This is a genomic window from Bacillus sp. FSL K6-1338, assembly GCF_038006965.1.
GTDB lineage: Bacteria > Bacillota > Bacilli > Bacillales > Bacillaceae_G > Bacillus_A > Bacillus_A thuringiensis_S.
On the sequence record NZ_JBBOWI010000001.1, the window covers coordinates 1,866,374 to 1,892,590 of the forward strand.

A 26,217-nucleotide genomic window follows, 5' to 3' on the forward strand; every position below is an offset into this window, starting at 1 on the left:
ATGCATTCATTTTTTCCAAGGTTCTACAATATGTATCGTTTTATTTGTTGCATCTAACTCTACTTGAACACCGATAGGCATGGTAATCATTGGATGTGTATGACAACAATCGAAGTCGGCTAGAAAAGGAATTCTTTGATTTTGAAGTACTTCTAATAGTATTTCAAAAGGTTTTCGATTTGTACCACAATCATCAAATTGCTCATGTTTTCCAAGAATGATACCTGAAATTTTATCGAATACACCGTTAATTTTAAGGAATGAAAAGCTTCTTTCGATAGTAGCTGCATCTTTTGAACTGTCCTCAATAAAGAGAATATCGCCCTCTTGAATATGTGGCATATAGGGGCTACCAAAAATTCCTTGTATCGTGTTTAAATTCCCGCCAATAATACGCCCAGTAGCTTTTCCATCAATTACTGAAATCCAATTGTTTGGTCGAAGTTCTTTCTCCTTCGTCTTTTTTTCCCAATTAATAAATTCATCTGACCAAAATAATGGTTGTTTTATATGATAAGGAAGAGATTGATCATGTAGTAAAGTTTCTGCAAAATATTTGTATGTGCAATTAACAAAAGGTTCAAATTCGCCAAAGGAAGGGACGAGAGCTGGCCCATAAAATGTAGGAATTCCTGTTTTAACATAAATTCCTAGTAATAAAGCAGTTGCATCTGAATATCCAATCATTATTTTAGGGTTATTTAGAAAAGCATCATAATCAATATAAGGTAATAGTGAATTTGAATTCATCCCACCAATTGTTGACATAATACAAGAAATATTAGGATTTCTTATCAAGGCATTTAGTTCCTCAGCGCGCTCTTGTATACTACCAGAACGATAAAAATCATATCGACCTGTTAATGAACCTTCTAATATATGAAACCCTTTCTGTTGTAAGTAAGATTTTGCTCGTTCAAATCTTTTTAGAGAAGTGTAAGTTACTGGTGAAGAAGGGGAATAGATCCCAATTGTGTCTCCGTATTGCAATGATTTTGGAAGTAGCATTTGAATGAATCCCTTCTATTAAATAGTTTATCCCGCTATTTGCTGTGCAGTAAGATCCCCACCTCAAAATTCAGTGAAAGCGAAGAAGTTAGGTGGGGGGCGGGCTGCCCGTAAAAGCCCGATTGGTGGGGCTGATTAAAGTTTCCTTTATTTACGAGAATTTATTATTGAATATTCTTACGTTTCAATATTGTAAGTTTACCATAAATAAATTAAAATAATCATTGCTGTATATGAATAAACATACCTTTTTGCCTTGACTGTATAAAGGAATTGTTGTTAAGGTTAAATGTGAGTGTATAAAAGGTTTGCTAAAGGAGTTTTGAAATGAATCGGTTAAAATGGGGAAGGATGACAGTCCTATTAGTCATTATTTTAGGGGTATGTTGGTTCTTATTCCAAGGAAATCAAAAGAGCGTAGCAAATGTAGAGGGACAACCTTTGCAAGTGGCAGAACTACCTAAAGCAGGATTTTCTGAAAAAGTAGTCCCGCCAAAGTACATCCCACCAGAAATTAATGCAAAAGCAGCTATGATTATCGATGCGAGTGATGGAGATATTATTTATCAATATAATGAAAATGAAGCTTTTGCACCGGCTAGTATGTCTAAGATGATGACAGCGTATCTCCTACTAGAGAGTATACATAACGGGAAAGTTCGCTGGGAAGATCCAGTTAAAATGAGTGCGAAGGCGGCACAAACAGAGGGAGCGAGAATCCCAGTACAAGTTAATGACACATTAACTGTTAAAGATTTATATCATGCATTAATGATTGAGTCAGCTAATAATTCAGCTGTGGCTTTAGCAGAACATATGGCAAAATCGGAGAAAGATTTCGTTCAGCTTATGGATGCAAAAGCGAAACAGTTAAAAATGTCGGAACATGCTAAATTTGCAAATGCTTCTGGATTACAAGAGCCAGATGGAAGTGAAACAAAAATGACGGCTGCTGATGTAGCACAATTGGCGTATCATCTTATAAAAGATTACCCGGAAATATTAGAAGTGACTCACTTACGCCAAAGTCAGCTAGCATTTAATAATATTAATGTTATAAGCACAAACGACATGTTAAACAAAAATAATAAAAGTTTATATATAGAAGGAATGGACGGACTAAAGACTGGATTTACAGATAGTGCAGGATACTGTTTTACTGGGACTGCCAAGCAAGGTGATAATCGAATTATTACAGTGGTCATGGGGACATCAAGTAAAACAAAACGTTTTACAGAGACGAATAAGTTAATGTCGTATGCATTTGGATTAGTTAATTAAGTAAGTAAAATACCAATCTAGATCGCTACATAAGTAAGACTGTTTGTTGTTACTAATTTTAGATAACAACAAACAGTCTTTTTATTTTAACTTTAAAAAGGGAAAAGATTCTAAATACAAGTGTTATCATTTGAGTTTATTTATTGCTGTGATATTATAAAGTTATAAGCTTATTAATAATAAGCTTGAGGGGCGTAATATGATGTATACATATGAAATAGCCTCAATTGAAAATTGGAGGGAATTATGATGGCAAAAGATTTTTACTCAGCAATTGAAGACAGAAGATCTATTTATGCAATTAGTAAAGAGCAAGTAGTTTCTGATGAGAAAATTCAAGAAGTGATTTATCATGCTGTAAAACATACACCTTCAGCTTTTAATTCTCAAAGTGCTCGTGTTGTTGTTTTATTAGGAGAACAACATGATAAATTATGGGATATTACGAAAGAAACGTTAAGAAAAATTGTACCTGAAAATAACTTTGCACCTACTGAAGAAAAAATGAATGCATTTAAAAGTGGTTATGGAACGGTTTTATATTTTGAAGACAGTGAAGTAGTGGAAGGCCTTCAAGCAAACTTTGCATTATATAAAGATAATTTCCCAACTTGGTCTCAGCAATCATCAGGAATGTTACAATTTGCAATTTGGACAGCTTTAGAAATTGAAGGGTTTGGTGCTACGTTACAGCATTACAATCCGCTAATTGATGAAGAAGTGAGAAAAGAGTGGGATGTTCCAGAAAATTGGAAACTCACTGCGCAAATGCCATTTGGTAAACCGGTAGTACAAGCTGGTGAAAAAGAATTCCAACCGTTAGAAAACCGTGTGAAAATTTATAAATAATTTGATAAAAGGTGAACAGGAATATAACCTGTTCGCCTTTTTTTATAAGTAATAAGGGTTTTTTTGTCCTTCATTTTTTATCTGATTTTTCAATTCATCTTTACGTGTTTCAACAACTGATACTTTTTGTAATGTTATCATTGAAACGAATTGAATAAAAGCATAGTACATCTCTATATTTTTTTGTATAGAATCATCTATTATATGTCTCACAAATATGCCTCCTCTTTTTATTAGGATATGTATATAATACTATGGTTATCCTATAAATTCTATAATTAGAAAAAGAGAACAATTGGTATAGTGTGTGCTTTCTTTAAAGGAGAAATGGTTTTTATAAAATAAATCTTACAATTCGTCAAATTATTTCAAAATTGTAGATAGTATAGAAAATTAGTTTTCTAAAAATATTATACTATTGATTAATAGAGTGATTTTTGTCATGATGAAAGTATACTTTATGTAAGGAGCTTTATAAGGAAATACATAATGTAGTTTGTATTAGGTTAATAGAATTTTTTATAGAAGATAGAAAAGGGATATTTTATATTGAGATATTAAATGAAATGTCGAATTTTTATGCGATATATAAGAAATTTGAAAAAATCATTGCAAAAACACTATGTTTAATGATAAAGTTCACATGAAGTTCACACGGATTTCACTTTGTTCATTTAAAATGAACTCTGTGTGAAAAATAAAACTCTTGCTAAAAAATGGAACTGGATGAATATTTTACTTTGATAATATTGTAAAGTATTAAAGTTTTAAGTTTTTTTAAGAGGATAGTAGGGAAAGGAAGTAAAGACAACTTATGAAAAAAGTAATTGCAGGTTTAGCAGCAGCTTCTGTAGCTGGCGTTGCAGTTCCAGGAATGGATTCTGCTCATGCACAAGTTTCAAATGAAGCGCTAAAAGAAATTAATGGACAAACTCAAACTCAAACGACTGTAACTGAAACAAAAACTGTAGAAACAACTTCTGAATTAAAATACACAGTAACTGCTGATGTATTAAATGTTCGTTCAGGTGCTGGTACAGGACATAACGTTATTTCTAAAGTAAAATCAGGCCAAGTGCTACAAGTAGTTGGACAAGAAAATGGTTGGTTCAAAGTAAACGTAAATGGTCAAACAGGTTATGTAAGTGGTGACTTCGTAACGACTGGTGGCAAAACAGGAACGACTGTTCAACAAGGAACAGGTACTTACACAGTAAACGTTTCTTCACTTAACGTACGTACAGGCCCAAGTACATCTCATACAGTATTAGGTTCTGTAAACAAAGGTAAAACAGTACAAGTTGTAGGTGAAGTACAAGATTGGTTTAAAATCAACTTCAATGGTGGAACTGGATACGTAAGCAAAGACTTCGTAACAAAAGGTGGTTCTGCTGTATCTAACGAAACACAACAACCAACTACAAACAACAATACTACAACAGTTCAAACTGGTGGTTCTTATGTTGTTAACACTGGTGCTTTAAAAGTACGTACAGGCCCAGCTACATACAACGCTGTAATCGGTGGAGTAACAAATGGTAAAGTATTAAACGTTACTGGCGCTGAAAATGGTTGGTACAAAATTAACCATAACGGCCGCACAGGTTACGTAAGTGCAGACTTCGTTAAGTTTGTAAAAGGCGGAGTAAATAACGTTACAAATAACAATAACAATAACGTTACAAATAACGTTCAACAACCAGGTAAAGACGTACAAAAACCAACAACAAGTGGAGATACATCTTCAATCGCTGGATTCGCTAGATCTTTAAATGGTTCACCATACAGAACTGCTGGTACAACACCTGCTGGTTTTGACTGCAGTGGATTCATTCACTACGTATTAAATCAAACTGGTCATAAAGGCGCTCGTCAAACAGTTGCTGGATACTGGAGCTCTAAAACAAAAACTAGCAATCCACAACCAGGTGATTTAGTATACTTCCAAAATACTTATAAATCAGGTCCTTCTCACATGGGTGTTTACTTAGGAAACGGTCAGTTCATTAGTGCAGAAACAGATGCAACTGGTGTACGTATTAGTTCTGTAAGTAACTCTTACTGGAGCAAGCACATTTTAGGTTACACAAAAGCATACTAAGAAAAAGTAGTTTTATATACTTTTCGTATAGAGAAAAGGCTTTCCAAGGAAACTTGGGAAGCCTTTTTATAGTTGAATAAATTGGAAGTTTAATAGTTTTTATTTTAACTTTCCATTTAAAAATCGATCATATAAGTCGTGGAAATAGTTAGGACGAAATAAGTTCGCTGCATGTCCTGCTAAAGGTATTTCCTTGTATAGAACGTTAGGTAAAATAGATTTCAAATCAAATAGACAAGATTTATAGAGATGATCATGCTCTCCCATTACCCATAGTATAGGGTGAGGGAGTGATTTTAATTTAGATTTTAAATCGAATTCTAACCGATGTCGTAATGACTGGGCAATTATGGATGAATGTAATTGTAATCCGAAACGGTAGTAAATATTTCTTGAAATGACTGCGAATGGATTTGCTTTTAGTATACCACTTGGAAAAATAGTATTTGCGTATTGAGAGAGCCATTTAGAGTATTCATCTCCTCGCTTCTCCCAAAAATTTTGAAATACATTATATAAACGAGAAGGGTTATTGTAATGTCCTCCAATATGACAAATACTTAATACTTTTTCTGGATGCATTTGTGCAAAAATTGTAGAGATGTAACAGCCGTAACTTAGTGCACAAATATGAGCTTTTTTAATATTTTCTTGTTCATATAAGTTTAATAATTGATCTACGAGGCGCTGTAATGAAAAGTCGATTGCTTCTCCTTTATCATCACCGTGACCTAATAAGTCATAAGTTATAATGTTGTAGGAGGCAGAAAATCGTTTTTGCTCCTTTTTGAAGGCGCGACGATTACCAACTAACCCATGAATAAAAATAATTGTTTCCTTTTCAGAATGTATATTTGTTTGCAAAAAGGATACTCCTTTCACTAACTGGAGATTTATATCGTGTTGTAAATTATTTATAATTTACATAGAATAATATTAAGTACCAGGTAATAATATCAGATGTTTATATCTGTTGTAAAGATGAGTTTTTATGTATATTTTGTAAAAATAGAAAAAGTGTGTTTACATTCAGTTTACATTTGTATCGTATTCTAATTTTAGAAAGAACAGATTTGTTTAACACGAGGAGATGAACAGGAATGGAAGTTAGAAATGAAATGAAGAAAAAAGGGAGTTGGAGGCAGTTTTTACGCCTTATTCAAGATACAAATCCTCCGAAAGGAATTTTAGTTTTTGCATTATTAATGAGTTTGCTTTCTACGGGAGCGAGTTTATTTATTCCCATGCTAACAAAAGGATTAGTAGATAATTTTTCGCTTTCTTCAATTAGTGCAGGACAAATTGTTGGGTTAGTTGCTTTCTTTGTAATGCAAACTATTGCGGCAGGGTTATCTATATATTTACTAAATTATATTGGGCAGAAGATTGTAGCGGGACTAAGAGAACGTTTGTGGAAAAAGGTACTTATCTTGCCGGTATCTTATTACGATCAAAATAGAACAGGTGATACGATTAGCCGTATGACGAATGATACAGGTGTTGTGAAAACGTTAATTTCTGAGCATTTGTCAAACTTATTAACAGGTGGTATTTCAATTGTTGGATCGTTAATTGTATTATTTGTTTTAGATTGGAAAATGACTGCGTTACTTTTAACGGTTATTCCGTTGTCTGTATTAATTTTAGTTCCACTTGGACGAAAAATGTATAAGATTTCAAAAGCGCTTCAAGATGAAACGGCATCTTTTACAAGTGTGTTAACGCAAGTGTTATCGGAAATTCGTTTAGTGAAATCTTCAAATACAGAAAAAAGAGAATATGAAACGGGTAATACAGGTATACAAAAGTTATTACAATTTGGTTTGAAAGAAGGAAAAGTGCAATCATTAATTTCGCCAGTTATGTCGTTTGTTTTAATGGCACTACTTGTTATTATCGTAGGATATGGCGGGATGCGAGTTTCTAGCGGTGCATTAACAACTGGTGAACTTGTAGCGTTTATTTTGTATTTAGTTCAAATTATAATGCCGATGAGTCAATTATCTATGTTCTTTACACAATTTCAAAAGGCAATCGGTGCAACGGAAAGAATTAGTACGATTTTAGAATATGAAGTAGAAGATCATGAAACTGGTGTGAAAGTGGCAAATGCTAAGCAGCCGATCGTTCTTGAAAATGTACATTTTGAGTATAACGAAGAAGAGCAAGTTTTGAAAAATATTGATTTCATAATTGAATCTGGAAAAGTGACAGCGATTGTAGGACCAAGTGGTAGTGGGAAAACAACGTTATTCTCATTACTGGAACGTTTTTATGAGCCAACTAGTGGTGCCATTAAATTAGGAAAAGAATCAATTACGAGTTATTCATTACAGTCATGGCGACGTCAAATCGGTTACGTATCACAAGATAGTCCGTTAATCGATGGAACGATTCGTGATAATATTTGTTACGGTGTTGAAGGCGAAGTAACGGATGAAGAAATTGAAAAAGTAGCAGCAATGGCATATGTTGATGCATTTATTCATGACTTACCAAACGGTTATGCAACAGAAGTTGGAGAACGCGGTGTGAAGCTTTCTGGTGGACAAAGACAGCGAATTGCCATTGCCCGAGCGTTACTTCGAAATCCGCAAATTCTTATGCTAGATGAGGCAACTTCAAGCTTAGATAGTAAATCTGAGTCTGTCGTTCAAAAAGCGTTAAATAACTTAATGAAAGGCAGAACAACGTTAGTGATTGCGCATAGACTTTCTACTGTTGTAGATGCAGATAAAATTATCTTTATTGAGAAAGGGAATCTTACAGGTAGTGGTACGCATGATGAATTATTACAGACGCATGATATGTATCGTGAGTTTGCAACGCAACAATTGAAAATTAAAGAGGGTGCATTTTAAAAAAATATATTAGATGCTAAGTAGAAAGGAAATGGTTCCTTTGATACCTAAAATTTTAATAGTAGACGACGATCCACACATTAGGGAACTCGTTTCTGTATTTTTAGAACGAGAAGGTTTTCAAACATATGAGGCAATTGATGGAGTAGATGCACTTCGGAAAATGGATGACGTAAAAGTCGATATGGTTATTCTTGATATCATGATGCCAAATATGGATGGATTTGATGTATGTTTTGAATTAAGAAAATACTATGATATCCCGGTTCTGATGCTAACTGCCAAAGGGGAAACATCACAAAAAGTAAAAGGATTTCACCTTGGGACAGATGATTATCTTGTAAAGCCATTTGACCCTATAGAACTAGTAGTGAGAGTAAAGGCATTATTGAAACGTTACCAAATTACAGTTTCACAATCGATTCAAGTTGGAAATGTATTATTAAATCGTAAAACATTCGAAGTTACATCTGGAGAACAAACGGTTACGTTACCGTTAAAAGAATTTGAGCTGCTCTTTACTTTAGGGTCTAAATCGGGAAGAACTTGTTCGAGAGAGCAATTAATTGAAGAAATATGGGGATATGATTTTGAAGGGAATGAACGTACACTAGACGTTCATATTAATCGGTTACGTGAGAAGTTTCAAGAAGAGCAGTCGAAATTTAGTATTAAAACGATAAGAGGATTAGGGTATCGCTTAGAGGTAAGTAAATGAGAAAAAGAAAACGAATGAGTAAGTTGAAGATGCTGAAAGTATTTGGAGCGGTATTAGCGCTCTTTTCTTTTCTTACTATCATTTGGTCTATCGCATTTTATGTAGCAACTAGTATATTGAATGCTTTTGACGTAAACGTATCGCCATTTGTTGCCTTTCTAATTAGTGATATGGTCGGTTTTGTATTTATTATTCTTATTTGGACATTAATTGGAATATTAATGAGGCCAAAACGAGAGGCAATGATTTGGACTATTATTGAACCGATACAAAAAATTGCAAAAGGAGACTTCTCCGTAAAAATACGAAATGAAGAAAAGTATGATGGAGAAATTGGCGTGCTCGTAAAAAGTATAAATGATATGACAGATGAACTGAATACGATGGAGAAAATGAGACAAGAATTTGTATCAAATGTTTCTCATGAAATACAGTCACCATTAACTTCTATAAAAGGATTTGCTAGAGCACTACAAGACGATAATCTTTCTGAGGAAAAAAGAAAGCATTATCTTACAATTATTGAAACTGAAACAACGAGATTATCTAAACTAAGTCAAAATTTACTAAAGCTAACTCTTTTAGAATCCGAAGAGTATACACCAGAGAGAGTGAGCTATCGATTAGATCAACAGTTAAAGCAAATTGTGTTAAATAGTGAACCACTCTGGGCTGAAAAAGAAATTGAATTAGATCTTGATTTAGAGAAAGTCCATGTAACTGCAGACCAAGAAAGTATGAGTCAAGTGTGGATTAATTTAATTCATAATAGCATTAAATTTACTCCAAGCGGTGGTACAATTACTATTCAGTTAAAGGAACATGAGACAGTAGTGGAAGTGCGTATCTGTGATTCAGGAATTGGTATATCAGAAGAACAGAAACAACATATTTTTGAGCGTTTTTATAAAGCGGATTCTTCACGAAATCGTGCCTCTGGAGGAAGTGGCTTAGGTTTAGCTATTGTAAAGAAAGTACTCGATCTTCATCAAGGAGAGATAAAAGTGGAGAGTGAGGAAGGAAAAGGTACTGAATTTATTGTGCGTATTCCTAATTATGAAGAAAAATAGTGTAGTGATAAAGAACCATTTTTTATTTCATACGCAGACACTCTTTTATGAGGAGGGTGTCTTTATTTTGCATGAATAATGATAAATACGTGCAATGAATGCATAGTAATTTTCTATAGTTACCTACAAGTAACCTACGCACATGAAAGTGCATCATTGCCTTTTTACATAAACATAGATACAATTTTAATATAATACATAACTGAGATGATTAAGGAGTGTTATACTTGGCAGAATTATTACAAGGCAAAAATGCTTTAATTACAGGAGCAGGTAGAGGGATTGGTCGCGCTGTCGCAATTGCATTAGCGAAAGAAGGCGTAAATGTAGGCCTATTAGCTCGTTCAGAAGAAAACTTAAAAGCTGTAGCGAAAGAAGTAGAAGCAGAAGGCGTAAAAGCTGTTATTGCAACTGCTGATGTTTCTTCATACGAAGAAGTGACTACTGCGATTGAAACGTTAAAAAATGGTTTAGGATCTATCGATATTTTAATTAATAACGCTGGTATTTCTAAGTTTGGTAAGTTTTTAGAACTAGACGTTGCTGATTGGGAAAAAATCATTCAAGTAAACTTAATGGGTGTATACTATGCAACTCGTGCTGCTTTACCGAGCATGATTGAACAACAATCTGGTGATATCATTAACATTTCATCTACAGCAGGACAAAAAGGTGCACCTGTAACAAGTGCATATAGTGCTTCTAAATTTGGTGTTCTTGGTTTAACTGAATCGTTAGCGATGGAAGTTCGTAAGCATAACATTCGTGTAACAGCTTTAACACCAAGTACAGTAGCAACTGATATGGCTGTAGATTTAGGATTAACTGATGGAAACCCTGATAAAGTAATGCAAGCAGAAGATATTGCAGAATTTATCGTAGCGCAGCTAAAATTAAATAAACGTACATTTATTAAATCTGCTGGGCTTTGGTCTACTAATCCATAGGAATTAAATTTAACTTTAAAAGAAGGGATATCTATTCTGTAAGGGGGAGATGTCCCTTCTTTATTTTTTGTATTTGAGACAGAATTTTCGGTATAATTAAAAGTGAATGGTAGAAAGCGTTGGGAAATTGAAAGGGATGGTATTTACATGAGTACAATTGAGAAATGGACGGCTGTTGATCAATATATGAGTGATGTATTAATACCGAAAGATTCTACATTAGAAAGGGTCCTTCAAGCGAATGCTGCAGCTAATTTACCGGCACATGATGTATCGCCAACGCAAGGGAAGTTTTTACAACTATTAGTACAAATTCAAGGAGCTCGAAACATTTTGGAAATTGGTACTCCAGGCGGATATAGCACGATATGGATTGCAAGGGGCTTACCATCTGGAGGCCAAGTTGTTACATTGGAAGCAAATGAAAAACATGCAGAAATTGCACGTAGCAATATTGAACGTGCTAATTTGAATGATAAAATTGAAATACGAACAGGATTAGCGTTAGATTCTTTACAACAAATAGAAAATGAGAAGCATGAACCTTTTGATTTTATCCCGCATTAACGGGCAGTAAGACTCCCACCTCAAAGGTCGGCTGGAGCAAAGAAGTTAGGTGGGAGATCAACTGCCCGTTAATGCCCGATTGGTTCAACTAATAATCAGTGGGGATGAACCCCCCACTGATTAAAGTTTCACTTTATTTTCATAGATGCTGATAAACAAAATAATCCGACTTATTTTTGAATGGGCACTGAAACTATCACGCCCTGGTACCGTAATTATTGGAGATAATGTAGTACGTGAAGGAGAAGTTATTAATGATACTAGTAACGATCCTCGTGTACAAGGGATACGTCGTTTCTATGAATTAATAGCTGCAGAGCCACGTGTTAGTGCTACAGCGCTTCAAACTGTCGGAAGTAAGGGATACGATGGATTTGCAATCGTAAAAGAATGATGTAAGGAGACAGGTGGAATGAAAAAGATGTTTGAAAAATTATAACATGTATCGTGTATAACGAGATTAGCTCGTGGCCCTCCAGTATAGCACTATATTATATATTAAAAAATTGGAGGTTGTGAGTAGATGAGAACTGAAAAAGAAATGTTAGACGTAATTATAAATACAGCAATAGAGGATGAAAGAATTCGAGCAGTTATCATGAATGGATCGCGTGTAAATCCAAATGTGAAAAGAGATTGTTTTCAAGACTATGATATTATGTATGTTGTAAATGATATACAATCTTTTACGTCTAATCATAATTGGGTTCATAGATTTGGAGAAATAATGATAGTACAAATGCCAGAAGAAATGTCGTTAGTTCAACCAGATGAAGATGGAAAGTTTCCGTATTTAATGCAGTTCATGGATGGGAATCGGATTGATTTAACGCTAGTTCCAGTTGAGTTAATAAAAAAGTTCGTTGGACAAGATAGTTTAAGTAAAATGCTTCTTGATAAAGATAATTGTCTGGAAGAATTCCCACCAGCAAGTGATAAAGATTACTTAGTAAAAAAGCCTACAGAAAAAGAGTTTTTAGATTGTTGTAATGAATTTTGGTGGTGTAGTACGAATATCGCAAAAGGGTTATGGCGAGAGGAACTTTCTTATGCAAAAGGAATGCTTGAAGGACCAGTGCGAGATATGTTCATCGTAATGCTAGAATGGTATATTGGTATGAAAACAGACTTTACAGTTAATACAGGGAAGTTTGGAAAGCATTTCGAGCAATATATTGAAGAAGATATGTGGGAGCAATTTAAAAGGACATTTTCTAATGCAGAATATGAAAATATGTGGGAGTCATTCTTTGTTATGGGTGATTTATTTAGAGAAGTGGCGAACGAAATTGCTAACACATATGAATATCAATATCCGCAAGATGATGATAAAGTGACGAACTATTTAAAACATGTGAAAGCTTTGCCAAAAGATAGTACATCAATTTATTAATAATATAAAGCAGTAAGACTGTCCTAATTAAGGACAGTCTTATTTTTGTTTATGAATAACAATTTCTCTAACAAAGTGCAGATGAATCACATATGAAAATTTAGGGAGGTTTTTTATCATGTATTATTTTTATTCGCCAGAAATGTTTGCTCCATATCAATGGGGACTAGAACGAGATGTTTCGTATGCTTATATGCCATATAACTCACTTTATTATGGAGAATATATAAGCGCATTGCCATACGCATATATCCCTCAAAGCTATGAAGTACAAATGAAAGTAGATGATCGTGGATCGTGGACACCATTTTCATGGGTTGAAAAATATGCGTACGCATTTTCAGGACCGTATAATAAAGCGGAAGTAGCTCTTACATTTGATGATGGACCAGATTCAGAATTCACGCCAAAAATATTAGATAAGTTAAAACAACATAATGTAAAAGCTACTTTTTTCTTACTTGGTGAAAACGCAGAAAAATTTCCGAACGTAGTAAAGCGTATTGCAAATGAAGGGCATGTAATTGGTAATCATACGTATAGTCATCCAAATTTAGCGAAAGTAAATGAGGATGAGTACCGTAATCAAATTATAAAAACAGAAGAAATATTAAATCGTTTAGCTGGTTATGCACCAAAGTTTATACGTCCGCCATACGGTGAAATACTTGAAAATCAATTGAAGTGGGCGACAGAGCAAAATTTTATGATTGTACAGTGGAGTGTTGATACAGTTGATTGGAAAGGTGTAAGCGCTGATACGATTACAAATAATGTATTAGGGAATTCATTTCCAGGAAGTGTCATCCTTCAGCATTCAACACCGGGTGGGCATCTACAAGGATCTGTAGATGCACTAGACAAAATCATTCCGCAGTTAAAAACGAAAGGGGCACGTTTTGTAACACTTCCGAGTATGTTCCAGACATCAAAAGAAAGAAATTGAATGCGTTATAAATTGGAAAAAAAGGGGTCGTGTCGTATAATGAGGGTGTAAGTTAGGGGGGGTATAATTGATCTATGCAATAGTAAACGTAGGAATAAGCATATTGATCGGTGTTATATTTATACTTGCTGCAATTATCCTTCAAAAAAATCCACCAACGGATATTAACGCAGCATATGGTTATCGTACGAAACGATCCATGAAAAATAAGGAATTATGGGATGCGGGTAATAGGTATAGTGCAGAAGTGATGAAGCAAAACGGATTCATCATGATGTTAATTGGAAGTATTATTAGTATACTGTTTAGATATCCACATACAACAGCAGTGATTATGGCGGTCATGGTATTGTTAATCATTCACTTATTTAGGCGAGTAGAGAAGAGATTAAAGACAATTGAACAATGATGATAAGGAAAATAGGACTCTCAGTCAACGATAGATAGGAGTCCTATTATATTTACAAACTATTATTTTTTAGTAGTTCTTTTCCTTGTTCAACAACAAATTCATAGTATGCAAGATCATACGGATAAATATCTTCAAATGTTATCGTAATCGGTTTATTGTTTAGGACTGAAATCGTCGTTAAAGATGAAATCTCTCCTTTTAATAGTTGTAGAAAAGGAGTTGTATGTACTTTCATCACATCGTCTACTTCTTCACCTGGTGCGAATGGAAGTGGATTGTTGACATTGTGAAAATACATATGACAAAATTCACGATCAGTAAGATTTGAAATTTCATAATCTATTTTAAAGATGCCTTTGTATATTAAATCAGTAGTTTGAAAGGAAAGCCCCAATTCTTCTTCGATTTCACGAAGGCCACCAATTTGTACATCTTCATCATGCATAATATGTCCAGCTGAAGTAATATCCCATATACATGGAGCTTCTTTTTTATTTTTAGAGCGTAATTGGAAATATAAGAACATATCTTCAGCATCTTTTTCTACAAACCAACAATGAAATGTTTCGTGCCAATCACCGTCACGATGCACTTCGTCACGTAATTTCTTCCCAAGTGTATTTCTTTCAGGATCAAATATTGTTAACCACTCTGTCATTTTAATTCCCCTTTCCTCAAATTTTATTATACAATATTTGTATTGAATTTTGGGAAAATAAAGAAAAAGGAGTAGTTATAAGTGGAGATAGAGCGTATGGAAATAAAATCGATTATTTCAACAGAGGAAGAGTTACGGAAAATATTGGGGCAACCAAGTGAGCGAGCGTTAAAGAAAGTTATTTCATCATTAGACCACCATTGCGTAGATTTTCTGTCTAAATCTCCTTTTCTAGTATTATCTACTGCAAATAAATTAGGAGAGTGTGATGCTTCGCCGAGAGGAGATGCACCTGGATTTGTATACGTATTAAATAATAATAAAATTATCATTCCAGAAAGACCGGGCAATCGTCGTATAGACTCCATTTTGAATATTATTTCAAATCCACGTGTAGGACTAATCTTTTTTATTCCAGGTCTTGGGGAGACACTCCGGATAAATGGCCGAGCGTATATTACAAACGACGAAGAAGTTTTGAAAGAAATGCAGGCGAATGGACGTAATCCGTTGCTTGGAATTGTTGTTGAAATAGAAGAGTGTTATATTCATTGTGCAAAAGCTTTTATTCGTTCTAAGATGTGGGATCCAGAATCTTGGTTAAATAAAAAAGAGTTACCTTCAGCAGCAAAAATGTTGCTGGAGCATGCGAAAGTGAATACTTCAGAAGAAGATGTTGCACGTTCTTTAGAAGAAAGTTATACAAAAAGATTGTATTGAAAATTTTATTGATATAGTTTTGTAAGGTGGATATGTACGGGTTTTAGAATGGGGAACTTATCCCGCATTAACGGGCAGTAAGACCCCTACCTTAAAATTCAGCGTAAGTAAAGAAGTTAGGTGGGTATCAACTGCCCGTAAAAGCCCGATTGGTTCAACTAATAATCAGTGGGGATGAACAAAATCCCCACTGATTAAAGTTTCACTTTATATATGAACCGTTGATTTATAAACTGGAGAAATAACAAAATAGGTAAATTGAGTGGCGGTTGCATAATGCTATTGTAAAATATAATAAAAAAAGTTCTTGAAAATAGTTAGTAAAAATAGGCTTGCTTTTTAAAAAGTTGATAACTATAATAAGTTAACAAATAGACATGAACGAAAAAGTAACGATAAGGACAAGAAATCATTTTTACGGTTTACAGAGAGGGAAGCCAAGGGTGTGAGCTTCCTAACACGAGAAATGATTTTACCACCTTTGAACTTCAATAGTGAACGAGTAATCTAGTAATTATTGACGGTATCAGCCGTTATCTGAACTTGAGCAATCTAGAAGGAGATATGTCTAGATTGGAACAAGGGTGGAACCACGAAAACACATTCGTCCCTTTCCTAGGGATGAGTGTGTTTTTTTATAGTTTTTGAGACCGAAAATTTAAAATAATTGAAAAATATTGTTGATTTTGTTTTTTATGCGAGTATAATGAGTTAACAAATAAACATGAACGAAAAAGTAACGATAAGGACAAGAAATCATTTTTACGGTTTACAGAGAGGGAAGCCAAGGGTGTGAGCTTCCTAACACGAGAAATGATTTTACCACCTTTGAACTTCAATAGTGAACGAGTAATCTAGTAATTATTGACGGTATCAGCCGTTATCTGAACTTGAGCAATCTAGAAGGAGATACGTCTAGATTGGAACAAGGGTGGAACCACGAAAACACATTCGTCCCTTTCCTAGGGATGAGTGTGTTTTTTTATTACTTTGAAAGGAGGTGCTTGTAACATGAAACAATTTGTACGTACGGAAATAACCACCACCTGCATGGCCAAAGAGCAGAATAAGGTGATTTATAGGTGTAACAATTAAACTTTTAGGAGGAGATTAGAAGATGAATAACGTTATAAATGTTGGGGTATTAGGTTTAGGTACGGTCGGAAGTGGTGTTGTTCATATTTTGAAAGAACATTATAAAAAAATCGCTCTTGATACAGGATACGAAGTGAAAGTGAAAACAGTCGTTGTACGTGATTTGGAAAAAGAACGCGATGTTTGTATTGACGGAATTGCAGTCACAAGTCATGCAGATGAAGTTCTAAATGATTCAAATATTGATATTGTAGTAGAGGTAATGGGCGGAATTGAAGAAGCAAAACAGCATATTGTTAAGGCTTTAGAAAATAAAAAACATGTCGTAACAGCAAATAAAGATTTAATGGCTGTATATGGTGCAGAGCTTCTTCAACTGGCAAATGATAATGATTGTGATTTATGTTATGAAGCGAGCGTAGCAGGCGGTATTCCAGTGTTAAGAGGACTAACTGACGGGCTAGCATCAGATCAAATTGAAAAAATAATGGGAATTGTAAATGGTACAACAAATTATATGTTAACAAAAATGAGTCAAAATGGGTGGTCTTATGAAGAGGCTTTACAGGAAGCGCAAAAATTAGGTTTTGCAGAATCGGATCCGACAGCAGATGTAGATGGACTAGATGCGGCGAGAAAGGTAGCAATTCTTGCAAACTTAGGTTTTTCGATGAATGTTTCATTAGATGATGTGCAAGTAAGAGGGATTCGAAAGGTCGAAAAAGAAGATTTACAAATGGCTGAAAAGTTAGGATTTACTATGAAGTTAATTGGGAAAGCAGAAAAACAAGGATCAGCCATTCATTTAAGTGTAGAACCGACACTTTTACCAAGTCGTCATCCATTATCGAATGTAAATAATGAATTTAATGCAGTATATGTTCACGGTCAAGCGGTAGGAGAAGTAATGTTTTACGGACCTGGAGCTGGAAAGTTGCCAACTGGTTCTGCTGTAGTAAGTGATATTATTTCCATCGTTAAAAATATGAATCAAGTGCCGAAAAATAAAAGTGCGTTAAAAGAACCAGTTCCTTATGAATTACAAGGTGATGAAGAAGTAGTTTCGAAATATTTCTTGCGTATTTCATTACGAGATGAGCCTGGGATGTTGCAAAAAATAACAGAATGTTTCGTTAATTATTCTGTAAGTTTAAAAGAAGTTATTCAATTACCTTTAAACCGTGAACTGGCAGAAGTTGTTGTTGTGACACATCGAACTTCCAAGTATCAATTCGAACGAGTTTTAGGAGCGATAGAAGCTGTCGCAAGTGAAATAAACAGTTACTACATTATTGAGGAGGAAAAACAATATGTATAAAGGACTATTAAAACAGTATGCTTCTTATTTACCGGTGAATGAAAAAACACCTGATGTGAGCTTAATGGAAGGAAACACACCTCTTATTCCGTTATTAAATATATCAAAGCAATTAGGGGTTCAGCTATATGGTAAGTACGAAGGAGCGAATCCGACAGGTTCTTTTAAAGATCGTGGTATGGTGATGGCAGTTGCTAAGGCGAAAGAAGAAGGTTCAGAAGCAATCATTTGTGCATCAACAGGTAATACATCAGCATCAGCTGCAGCATATGCGGCACGTCTTGGGATGAAATGTATAATCGTCATACCTGAAGGAAAGATTGCACATGGGAAATTAGCGCAAGCGGTCGCTTATGGAGCTGAAATTATTTCAATAGAAGGGAATTTCGATGATGCACTTAAGGCTGTAAGAAATATTGCTGCAGAAGAGCCGATTACGTTAGTAAACTCAGTAAATCCTTATCGAATTGAGGGGCAAAAAACGGCAGCATTTGAAATTTGTGACCAATTGCAAAATGCACCAGATGTTCTAGCTATCCCTGTTGGGAACGCAGGAAATATTACAGCATATTGGAAAGGTTTCTGTGAATATGAGAAAGAAAAAGGTTATAAGAAGCCAAGAATTCATGGCTTTGAAGCAGAAGGAGCAGCTGCAATTGTAAAAGGGCATGTAATTGAAGAGCCTGAAACAATTGCAACAGCAATTCGCATTGGTAACCCAGCAAGTTGGTCGTATGCAGTAGAGGCTGCCGAGCAGTCTTGTGGTGAAATAGATATGGTATCAGATGAAGAAATTTTATATGCGTATAGGTTATTAGCAAAAACTGAAGGAGTTTTCGCTGAACCAGGATCAAATGCTTCATTAGCCGGCGTAATTAAACATGTTCAATCTGGAAAAATCAAAGAGGGAGAAACAGTTGTTGCAGTATTAACTGGAAATGGTTTGAAGGATCCTGATATCGCTATTTCTTCAAATCAACTAGACATCGCAAGTTTGTCAAATAATATAGAACAAATTAAAGATCATATTAAAGGGGTGATTATGTCGTGATACCATTAAGCGTTCGTGTCCCTGCTAGTACGGCGAATGTTGGTCCTGGATTTGATTCAGTTGGAATAGCTTTGTCATTGTATTTAGATGTGGTGGTTAAAGAAAAAGCTGATAAGTGGCAAGTAATCCATTCCTTTGAAGAATCAATTCCGACAGACGATAAAAATTTAATCGTTAGCACGGCATGTAAAGTATGTCCTTCTATATCACCCCATATAATAGAAGTTACTAGCAATATCCCATTAACGAGAGGGCTAGGAAGTAGTGCATCAGCGATTGTAGCTGGGATAGAGGTTGCGAATCAACTAGGTGATTTGAACTTAACTGCTGATCAAAAAGTTCAAATTGCTACAAATTTTGAAGGACATCCTGATAATGTTGCTGCTTCTATATTAGGTGGAACTGTAATCGGAGCACTTGATGGAAAGGATATTTCCGTCGTAAGAATTGAGAGCAAGGAATTAGGGGTAATTTCTCTTATTCCGAATGAAGAATTAAATACAGATGAAAGTCGATCTGTATTACCAAAGATGTTTCCGTTTCATGAGGCAGTTAAAGCTAGTGCGATAAGTAACGTATTAGTAGCTGCATTATGTCAAAAGCGGTGGGAAGTTGTAGGTGAAATGATGGAGAGAGACCATTTTCACGAGCCATATCGTTTAGAACTCGTACCGTTATTACCATCTATTCGTAAATGCGCAAAAGAATTTGGTGCGTACGGCACAGCACTTAGCGGTGCGGGACCATCTATTTTTATATTAACGCCATATGAGAAACGTCAAGAAATCGCTGAGCAATTAGCGAGAGTATTTACAGATATGAAAGTATGTGAGCTTGAAATCGACCATAAAGGTATTATTGTAAATAAGGAAGAGCATATTGGATTATAAAGAAAGCTGGCATGGCTAGCTTTCTTTACGTTGCAAACCTATTTTAAATTGGGTTTTTTCGGAAAAAAATATAAAACAAATGTTGATTTTGAATAATGTAAGTAAAGAGTGCATTCATTTTGGAGGTGATTAAATGAATAAAGAGTCACCAGAAGAAAAAAGAGAGCGTATGAGACAAAGTGAATTAAAAAGTAATCCTACGGGTTCTTTACATGACGGACTCAATAGAGCGGAAGCAGGTAGTCTAGTTGATATAGCCGGCGGTATGAATTGGAAAGGTACAGGGATAATCATTTTAGTACTACTTTTAGGATACATTGTATACACTTATTTTTTCAGTTAAAGAATGCTTGTTAAAATTTTGATTTGTTTAGTTTCATAATTGTTGAGAAAAAATGCAGTTACTATATTACATATCTTCTAAGCGAATTATAGTTGTTCATATCAACTTTTAATACTCCAAATAGAGCTAGCAAAATGCTAGCTCTATTATTTTTTGCCACATTTCTGTAACAAACCACCTGTATATTCATTGGTGGAGGTGCAGAGGATGAAAAAAATGATAGCGATATGTCTTCTAACAACTATGCCATTTTCGACTTTAGTCGGTTGTGACGTAAAAGGTAGTAATGCTGTACAAGAGTCTAAAATAAAGAAAGCGACGTATAAAGATTTTACTTATGATGTAAATCCAGAAACATTCACAGTAACTGTAGAACATGACGGTGTAAAGGAACAGGCATCACAACCCCTACCGAAAATGAAGGTATCGAATGTAAAAAAAGAAAAGGATCGTACATCGTGGGAATATCCAGATCAAAAAGTAAAAATAAAATTAGAAAAGAAAAAAGACCACTTAAACATTGAAGTGGAATCGACTGGTGCAGAAAGTTTTACATGGCCGAAAGTAGAAGCTGAAAATTATACACTTCCGTTATGGGAGGGTAAGCAAATTCCGAGCAATGATGAGAATTGGAAGAAGTTTTTAAAGGATGATGCATATTCATTTGCTGAATCATTTTCTATGAAGTTTTTCGCATTAAATGGTTCGAAATATTCAATTGTATATATTGCAAACAATATGTTTAATAATGAATTGAAATTTCATTCGGATCCGAAAATAGGATTTGATTTTACACATGAATTTCCGAGCATAAATAAAAATAAAACATATGGATTTCAATTATATGTGACAAATAATGATGCGGTAAGCATTGCTAAACTGTATAAGGATGATATTGTTCGAAAAGGTGAATTTAAAACATTACAAGAAAAGGCTAGAAAAAATAAAGAAATCGAAAAGTTATATGGAGCGGCGCATTTTTATTTTTGGAATCAAAATGGTTTATCAGAAAATAATATAAATTGGCCAAAACTAAGGGAGCAAATAAATAGCCCGCTGTTTAGTCATATAAAAGAACTTATTCAAAAGAATAGTTCAGAGCCTGGGGAACTGAATGTATTAGATCAAGTAAGTAAACAAGATTTCATTGATAAGTATCAAAAAAATGTTATTTTACGTTATATAAACGAAGTATTATCCATGAAGGAATTTTATAAAGAGGATATTTTTCAAAACGTTGACCAGGAAGCTAGTGTGCTATTAAAGAAAGGTGTAGGTCACTTAACGAATACAGAATTGTATAGCTTAAATAAGCATTTATTAAAGTCGCTACTTGGCGATGCGGTTGAAGAGGTAAGTAAATGGGGTAATGCAGATGGAACGGACATACTAAAGGAAATGACAGAGGCCGGAATAGAAAAAGCGTGGATTGGTCTGCCGAACTGGGAACAAGGATTTATGCAACCGAATTTCGTGGCAAAAGCGAAGGAAATGGGGTATTTAGTTGGTCCGTATGATTCATATCATTCCATTCACGAAAAAAGTGATAAAAATTGGAACACAGCATCCTTTAATGACCCATCATTATACGAAGAGGCTACTGTAACGAAGAAAAACGGAGAAAAGGTGCAAGGCTTTTTAGGCAGAGGTCGCAAGTTAAACCCGACTTTATCGCTGCCTAGTGTAAAGGAACGCATGAATGATATATTACAAAATGGTCCTAAATATAATTCATGGTTTATTGATTGTGATGCGACAGGTGAAATTTACGATGACTATTCAGCGAAACATATAACGACACAAGAGCAAGATTTAAAAGCACGTTTAAAACGAATGGACTACATTGCACAAGAAAAGGGTATGGTCGTTGGTTCTGAAGGTGGAAATGATTTTGCTAGTAGTACGATTGCATTTGCACACGGAATTGAAACACCTGTTATTAAATGGGACGATGAAGATATGCGGAAAAATAAAACAAGTCCGTATTATGTCGGTGGATATTGGTCACCAAATCAAAATGTTCCCGAAAAATATGCAAAACAAGTACCATTGAAAGAAGAATATAAACAAGTATATTTAAATCCAGTATATTCGGTACCATTATATAAATTAGTATACAATGATTCCGTTATTACAACGCATCATTGGGAATGGGGAAGTTTAAAGGTAAAAGATGAAGTTGGAAATCGAATGCTGTCTGAATTATTGTATAATGTTCCTCCGTTGTACCATTTAGATGAAGTAGAGTGGAATAAACATAAAAAAGAAATTACAGAGCATCTAAAAGTTTGGAATGAAGTTCATGAAAAAGCAGTAAAAGAAGAGATGACGAATTTTGCGTATTTGTCAGAAGATAAGCTAGTACAATCTGTTTCTTATGGAAAAGATATTAAAATCATTGTGAACTTCTCAAATGAAGACATGGAAGTAGAAAAAACGAAAATAAAAGCAAAGTCGGCTTTTATTGATAATCAGGGGAAGAAAAGCATGTATACGCCGTTTGAGAAATAATAACGTGAAATATACTGTATTCATAGAGGTTTTATTATTAGCTGGACTCTTTATTCATATCGTTTATCTGGAAAAAGATATCCTAATTTAAAATGAAAGAGTTAATGAATTTATAAATTTGCATGTTGCGAAGTGCTAAATTTTTGAAATTGGTAAATAGTGACTTGCCAAAAATAAGTACGAGAGTATAATGTGAAATGGAATACATATTGGGTTTAAGTAGTAACCTTACAAAATTGTAAGGTTAATGAAAGGAAATTCAATATGAAGATAAATAGACTTACATTATACTTGGTAAAGAGAAAGAGAGGCGAATGGGTATGAGCTCTGAATTAGAACAAAATACGAGAAGTAATAAAAAGCGTTCTAAAAGAAAGTCAATAAAATGGTTCATATTAATTCCATTTTTCCTACTTATTTTTGGAGGAGTAGGATATGGTTCGTTTATATATAATAAAGCAAAAGCAGTTGTAAATGATGCATATGCAAAAATTGAAAAGTCATCAAAGCGTGATAAAGAAGTTGAACCTTTAAAGGATAATATTTCAATATTAATCATGGGTGTAGATGGAAGTGAAATGAGAAAAAGCCAATATGGCGAAGCAGTTCGAACAGATGCACTTTTATTAGCAACAATTAATAAAGATGATAAGTCTGTTAAGCTAGTAAGTATTCCACGTGATTCACGTGTTTATATTCCAACTAGAAAAAAATTAGATAAAATTACTCATGCTCACGTATTTGGTGGCGTAGAAAGCACACGCGATACAGTGGAAAGATTTTTAAATGTCCCTGTTGATTATTATGTGAAGTTTAACTTTGAATCATTCGTACAAATTGTCGATTCAATTGGTGGTATTGATATTGATGTACCAGTTACTTTCACTGAACAAGATAGTAAAGACCAAGCTGGTATGATCCATTTAGAAAAAGGTTACCAACATTTAAATGGAGAACAAGCACTTGCACTTGCAAGAACGCGTAAAATTGATAGTGACGCAATGCGTGGACAGAGACAGCAACTTGTAATAGAAGCAATTGCCAAAAAAGCGATGTCTGTTCAATCAATTAGCAAAATGGGCTCTTTACTAGATGCGGTTGATAAAAACATGAAAACGAACTTAACATTTGACGATATGCTTGCCATTACAAAAAATATGGCAGGAACTAATTTGGAAATGGAAAAAATGCAAATAGAAGGTACAGATAAACGTATCGGTGGTATTTATTATTACATTCCAAATGAAAAAAATATAAAAGATATTTCAAAAAAATTAAATGATCATTTAGGTGTAACGCCAAAATCAGTTCGAAACGAATAATAAAAAAAAGATTGGCTTTTGCCAATCTTTTTTTTGAAGTGGATTAGCAACTTTTTAATAACGTTTTTTTGTTCTAGAAAAATTATACTAAAATCATTTTAATTTATATAAACAAAAGGTGTAATTATACGATATACTAGAGGGGACTATTTGGAAATTAGCTCCTAAAGTTGAAGGAAAGGAAATTCAATTTATCACTATTTATAGAACAATTGAATTGGTGGAAATTGAAACAGGTTAAAGAAAGACTGTTCAAAATGCAATTACATATTCATACACATTGAAGCGATTAAGGTGAAAGATGAAGAGATAGTAATTGCGAAAGATCATTTATCATATATTGACCAGCTATTTTGCCAGATTAATAATTATGTAATAGGTGAAAATATGGTTTAGCTATCGTCAAAAAATGGTGGATCTTCATGGAGATACGTTGAGTCTTATAAGCACATGGAACAATACTTTTGATAAAACTCCCAGTATAATACAAAAAAATCTGTTTACATGGTGAAATAAAAATAAATAGATGTATAATTATATTGGGCGATTTATATATAAGATTAATAGGGAGAGGAATTCGATAGAATGGAAAAAGCTTTAAAAATTAAACAAATAGTAGTCGTTTTAATAGCGATTGCCGCAGTAGCTATTGGGTATTACATGTTCCAATCAATTACTTCACCAGCAAAAGCTGTTGCGAAACAAGAAAATGTAGTGCAGCTTGCAAGTGAACAGCCGAAAGTTGAAATGAATAAAACGGCACCAAGTCGTTTTAATGGAAAAGAAAGAAAAGTTGCTTATCTTACATTTGACGATGGGCCAGGGAAATATACGGCTGAATTATTAAATACGCTAAAACAACATGATGCGAAGGCGACGTTCTTTTTAATTGGAGCGAATGTCAAAGAATTTCCTGATTTAGTGAAACGTGAAAATGCTGAGGGTCATTATGTAGGCATGCATAGTATGACACATAATTTCGCAAAGTTATATAAAAATGGCGAGTATGTAAATGAGATGAAAGAAGATCAAGGTTTAATCGCTAATATTATTGGGAAATCACCTAAATTAACACGTCCTCCATATGGTTCGATGCCTGGATTGAATGAAGGTCTTCGAAATAAAGTGGTAGAAAGCGGATTTAAAGTATGGGATTGGACAATTGATTCATCAGATTGGAAATACAATAAAATGCCAATTGATGCAGCTGCAGCACAAATTGCTCAAAATGTATTAACAAACGCAACAAAACCACAAGAAGTAATTTTAATGCATGATATTCACCCGCAATCAGTTGCTGCTGTGCCAGCAATTTTAAAGGGGCTAAAAGAAAAGGGTTATGAGTTTGAAGCTTATCATGAAGAGAATCACTTCCCAGTGAACCTCTGGCATGATAACCGTATGTAATGGAGGAATGAACGTTGAAGTATGGAAAAGTAGCAGTAGTAGGAGTATTATCAGTAGGACTTTTAACAGGTTGTTTCGGTGAAAAGCCAGAAGAAAATCTATATACAGCTTTTGAAACAGCAGCAACACAAGAAAAATCTTTAGTGGATGAAGCAAAAAAATTAGAGCAGTTAGAGAAACAAGGGCAAGAATTATATGCTCAAATTTTGCAAGAAGGTAAAGATCATAATGAAGCAGTTGTAAAGAAAATAGAGCAAGCTACTGCAAATGTAGATGATCGTGAAAAAGTATTGAAAAGTGAAAAAGAAATGTTAGAAAAAGCACAGAAGGAAACAAAATCTGTTCAAAGTAATATAGAGAAGATTGAAGATAAGAAGTTACAAAAACAAGCAAAAGCAGTAGAAGAGTCGTATAAAAACCGTTATGATGCATTCAAAAAGATGAATGAAAATTACACGAAAGTGTTAGCGACTGAAAAAGAACTGTATGAAAAATTAAAAGTAAAAGAAACGAAATTAAAAGAAATCGGTGAAAAAGTTAAAACTGTTAATGAATTAAATGTGGAAGCACAAAAGTCGAAAGAGCAGTTTAACAAATTTACAAAAGAGTATAATGACAGTAAATTAGCATTCTACAAAGATGCAGAAATTAAGATTAAAGATCAGAAATAAAGAAGAATCTAAAGTGTAATAAAAAGCCGGAGAAACATCGTTATAAATGTTTTTTCGGTTTTTTACGTTAAATGAATA

Annotated in this window: 23 protein-coding genes, 2 pseudogenes and 2 other annotated features; of the genes and pseudogenes, 21 read left to right on the forward strand and 4 right to left on the reverse strand. The window is 34.2% G+C overall.

Annotated features, from left to right (window positions below):
• Positions 1 to 6: 6 nt before the first annotated feature.
• Entirely contained in the window at positions 7 to 1,008 is a 1,002-nt protein-coding gene (locus tag NZ044_RS09715) for a S66 family peptidase (protein ID WP_000926336.1), read from the reverse strand.
• Between the two features lie 327 nt (positions 1,009 to 1,335).
• Here NZ044_RS09715 and NZ044_RS09720 point away from each other — a divergent pair, with 327 nt between their 5' ends.
• Both NZ044_RS09720 and NZ044_RS09725 read left to right on the forward strand, forming a co-directional pair.
• Entirely contained in the window at positions 1,336 to 2,289 is a 954-nt protein-coding gene (locus tag NZ044_RS09720) for a D-alanyl-D-alanine carboxypeptidase family protein (protein ID WP_001080883.1), read from the forward strand.
• Between the two features lie 246 nt (positions 2,290 to 2,535).
• Complete coding sequence (locus tag NZ044_RS09725) at positions 2,536 to 3,138, forward strand: nitroreductase family protein (protein WP_016077846.1); 603 nt, start codon at positions 2,536 to 2,538, stop codon at positions 3,136 to 3,138.
• A 42-nt stretch (positions 3,139 to 3,180) separates the two neighbouring features.
• Here the strand turns inward: NZ044_RS09725 and NZ044_RS09730 are convergent, their stop codons facing one another.
• Positions 3,181 to 3,351 carry a hypothetical protein gene (locus NZ044_RS09730; RefSeq protein WP_001215914.1) on the reverse strand — a complete coding sequence of 57 codons (171 nt, stop codon included), beginning with the start codon at positions 3,349 to 3,351 and terminating at the stop codon, positions 3,181 to 3,183.
• A 601-nt stretch (positions 3,352 to 3,952) separates the two neighbouring features.
• On the opposite strand from NZ044_RS09730, the gene entFM reads away from it, so the two are divergent.
• Positions 3,953 to 5,239, forward strand: a complete 1,287-nt coding sequence (gene entFM, locus NZ044_RS09735; RefSeq protein WP_142761563.1) for an enterotoxin EntFM — start codon at positions 3,953 to 3,955, stop codon at positions 5,237 to 5,239.
• A 99-nt stretch (positions 5,240 to 5,338) separates the two neighbouring features.
• Here entFM and NZ044_RS09740 read toward each other — a convergent pair whose 3' ends face one another.
• Complete coding sequence (locus tag NZ044_RS09740) at positions 5,339 to 6,103, reverse strand: alpha/beta fold hydrolase (protein ID WP_001194308.1); 765 nt, start codon at positions 6,101 to 6,103, stop codon at positions 5,339 to 5,341.
• A gap of 236 nt (positions 6,104 to 6,339) precedes the next feature.
• Between NZ044_RS09740 and NZ044_RS09745 the strand changes: the two genes are divergently transcribed.
• The 9 genes and pseudogenes from NZ044_RS09745 (at position 6,340) to NZ044_RS09785 (ending at position 14,150) form a co-directional block, all read left to right on the forward strand.
• A complete protein-coding gene (locus tag NZ044_RS09745) occupies positions 6,340 to 8,100 on the forward strand; it encodes an ABC transporter ATP-binding protein (protein WP_016077845.1) in 1,761 nt (586 codons plus the stop codon).
• Between the two features lie 40 nt (positions 8,101 to 8,140).
• Positions 8,141 to 8,818 carry an envelope stress response regulator transcription factor HitR gene (gene hitR, locus NZ044_RS09750; RefSeq protein ID WP_000612415.1) on the forward strand — a complete coding sequence of 226 codons (678 nt, stop codon included), beginning with the start codon at positions 8,141 to 8,143 and terminating at the stop codon, positions 8,816 to 8,818.
• Positions 8,815 to 9,888, forward strand: a complete 1,074-nt coding sequence (gene hitS / locus NZ044_RS09755; RefSeq protein ID WP_016077844.1) for an envelope stress sensor histidine kinase HitS — start codon at positions 8,815 to 8,817, stop codon at positions 9,886 to 9,888. The genes hitR and hitS overlap by 4 nt, the downstream gene beginning before the upstream one ends.
• 227 nt (positions 9,889 to 10,115) lie before the next feature.
• Complete coding sequence (locus NZ044_RS09760) at positions 10,116 to 10,835, forward strand: 3-ketoacyl-ACP reductase (RefSeq protein ID WP_000818985.1); 720 nt, start codon at positions 10,116 to 10,118, stop codon at positions 10,833 to 10,835.
• Positions 10,836 to 10,982: 147 nt separating this feature from the next.
• Positions 10,983 to 11,387 (forward strand): annotated as a pseudogene (locus tag NZ044_RS09765) (O-methyltransferase); the annotation flags it as partial.
• A 147-nt stretch (positions 11,388 to 11,534) separates the two neighbouring features.
• Positions 11,535 to 11,796: pseudogene (locus NZ044_RS09770) on the forward strand (O-methyltransferase); the annotation flags it as partial.
• 129 nt (positions 11,797 to 11,925) lie between these two features.
• Positions 11,926 to 12,795 (forward strand): aminoglycoside 6-adenylyltransferase, encoded by an 870-nt coding sequence (locus tag NZ044_RS09775; protein WP_098506294.1) that lies wholly within the window; start codon positions 11,926 to 11,928, stop codon positions 12,793 to 12,795.
• Between the two features lie 118 nt (positions 12,796 to 12,913).
• A complete protein-coding gene (locus NZ044_RS09780; RefSeq protein WP_000291206.1) occupies positions 12,914 to 13,741 on the forward strand; it encodes a peptidoglycan-N-acetylglucosamine deacetylase in 828 nt (275 codons plus the stop codon).
• A gap of 70 nt (positions 13,742 to 13,811) precedes the next feature.
• On the forward strand, positions 13,812 to 14,150 hold the full coding sequence (locus NZ044_RS09785; RefSeq protein ID WP_340950055.1) for an SdpI family protein: 339 nt from the start codon (positions 13,812 to 13,814) through the stop codon (positions 14,148 to 14,150).
• 52 nt (positions 14,151 to 14,202) lie between these two features.
• Here the strand turns inward: NZ044_RS09785 and NZ044_RS09790 are convergent, their stop codons facing one another.
• Entirely contained in the window at positions 14,203 to 14,811 is a 609-nt protein-coding gene (locus NZ044_RS09790) for an NUDIX hydrolase (protein ID WP_000141348.1), read from the reverse strand.
• A gap of 81 nt (positions 14,812 to 14,892) precedes the next feature.
• Here NZ044_RS09790 and NZ044_RS09795 point away from each other — a divergent pair, with 81 nt between their 5' ends.
• From NZ044_RS09795 to NZ044_RS09835, 9 genes are all read left to right on the forward strand, one after another.
• Positions 14,893 to 15,531, forward strand: coding sequence for a pyridoxamine 5'-phosphate oxidase family protein (locus tag NZ044_RS09795; protein ID WP_000402143.1), 639 nt, complete (start codon positions 14,893 to 14,895; stop codon positions 15,529 to 15,531).
• 383 nt (positions 15,532 to 15,914) lie between these two features.
• Positions 15,915 to 16,146 (forward strand) — a binding site (T-box leader).
• Between the two features lie 115 nt (positions 16,147 to 16,261).
• Positions 16,262 to 16,493, forward strand: a binding site (T-box leader).
• 155 nt (positions 16,494 to 16,648) lie between these two features.
• Positions 16,649 to 17,944, forward strand: a complete 1,296-nt coding sequence (locus NZ044_RS09800) for a homoserine dehydrogenase (protein ID WP_001066894.1) — start codon at positions 16,649 to 16,651, stop codon at positions 17,942 to 17,944.
• Positions 17,937 to 18,995 carry a threonine synthase gene (gene thrC, locus NZ044_RS09805; protein ID WP_000276426.1) on the forward strand — a complete coding sequence of 353 codons (1,059 nt, stop codon included), beginning with the start codon at positions 17,937 to 17,939 and terminating at the stop codon, positions 18,993 to 18,995. The genes NZ044_RS09800 and thrC overlap by 8 nt, the downstream gene beginning before the upstream one ends.
• Positions 18,992 to 19,885 (forward strand): homoserine kinase, encoded by an 894-nt coding sequence (thrB, locus tag NZ044_RS09810; protein ID WP_000612685.1) that lies wholly within the window; start codon positions 18,992 to 18,994, stop codon positions 19,883 to 19,885. Before thrC ends, thrB begins: the two co-directional genes overlap by 4 nt.
• 133 nt (positions 19,886 to 20,018) lie before the next feature.
• Positions 20,019 to 20,228 (forward strand): DUF6366 family protein, encoded by a 210-nt coding sequence (locus NZ044_RS09815; RefSeq protein WP_001031477.1) that lies wholly within the window; start codon positions 20,019 to 20,021, stop codon positions 20,226 to 20,228.
• Between the two features lie 207 nt (positions 20,229 to 20,435).
• On the forward strand, positions 20,436 to 22,739 hold the full coding sequence (locus tag NZ044_RS09820; protein WP_000738097.1) for a glycoside hydrolase: 2,304 nt from the start codon (positions 20,436 to 20,438) through the stop codon (positions 22,737 to 22,739).
• A 320-nt stretch (positions 22,740 to 23,059) separates the two neighbouring features.
• Entirely contained in the window at positions 23,060 to 24,061 is a 1,002-nt protein-coding gene (locus NZ044_RS09825) for an LCP family protein (RefSeq protein ID WP_002083270.1), read from the forward strand.
• Positions 24,062 to 24,646: 585 nt separating this feature from the next.
• Positions 24,647 to 25,468 (forward strand): peptidoglycan-N-acetylglucosamine deacetylase, encoded by an 822-nt coding sequence (locus NZ044_RS09830; RefSeq protein WP_000409486.1) that lies wholly within the window; start codon positions 24,647 to 24,649, stop codon positions 25,466 to 25,468.
• Between the two features lie 14 nt (positions 25,469 to 25,482).
• The gene (locus tag NZ044_RS09835) at positions 25,483 to 26,139 is read left to right on the forward strand and encodes a YkyA family protein (RefSeq protein WP_000873575.1); all 657 of its coding nucleotides are present in this window, start codon (positions 25,483 to 25,485) and stop codon (positions 26,137 to 26,139) included.
• Positions 26,140 to 26,217: the final 78 nt, after the last annotated feature.

Bases quoted from the DNA above. Each gene is read 5' to 3' on its own strand.
- NZ044_RS09775 (WP_098506294.1), top strand. From the start codon at position 11,926: ATGAGAACTGAAAAAGAAATGTTAGACGTAATTATAAATACAGCAATA.
- NZ044_RS09715 (WP_000926336.1), bottom strand. From the start codon at position 1,008: ATGCTACTTCCAAAATCATTGCAATACGGAGACACAATTGGGATCTAT.
- NZ044_RS09720 (WP_001080883.1), top strand. From the start codon at position 1,336: ATGAATCGGTTAAAATGGGGAAGGATGACAGTCCTATTAGTCATTATT.
- NZ044_RS09780 (WP_000291206.1), top strand. From the start codon at position 12,914: ATGTATTATTTTTATTCGCCAGAAATGTTTGCTCCATATCAATGGGGA.
- thrC (WP_000276426.1), top strand. From the start codon at position 17,937: ATGTATAAAGGACTATTAAAACAGTATGCTTCTTATTTACCGGTGAAT.
- entFM (WP_142761563.1), top strand. From the start codon at position 3,953: ATGAAAAAAGTAATTGCAGGTTTAGCAGCAGCTTCTGTAGCTGGCGTT.
- NZ044_RS09745 (WP_016077845.1), top strand. From the start codon at position 6,340: ATGGAAGTTAGAAATGAAATGAAGAAAAAAGGGAGTTGGAGGCAGTTT.
- NZ044_RS09830 (WP_000409486.1), top strand. From the start codon at position 24,647: ATGGAAAAAGCTTTAAAAATTAAACAAATAGTAGTCGTTTTAATAGCG.
- NZ044_RS09820 (WP_000738097.1), top strand. From the start codon at position 20,436: ATGAAAAAAATGATAGCGATATGTCTTCTAACAACTATGCCATTTTCG.
- NZ044_RS09825 (WP_002083270.1), top strand. From the start codon at position 23,060: ATGAGCTCTGAATTAGAACAAAATACGAGAAGTAATAAAAAGCGTTCT.
- NZ044_RS09725 (WP_016077846.1), top strand. From the start codon at position 2,536: ATGATGGCAAAAGATTTTTACTCAGCAATTGAAGACAGAAGATCTATT.
- NZ044_RS09815 (WP_001031477.1), top strand. From the start codon at position 20,019: ATGAATAAAGAGTCACCAGAAGAAAAAAGAGAGCGTATGAGACAAAGT.
- NZ044_RS09800 (WP_001066894.1), top strand. From the start codon at position 16,649: ATGAATAACGTTATAAATGTTGGGGTATTAGGTTTAGGTACGGTCGGA.
- NZ044_RS09790 (WP_000141348.1), bottom strand. From the start codon at position 14,811: ATGACAGAGTGGTTAACAATATTTGATCCTGAAAGAAATACACTTGGG.
- hitS (WP_016077844.1), top strand. From the start codon at position 8,815: ATGAGAAAAAGAAAACGAATGAGTAAGTTGAAGATGCTGAAAGTATTT.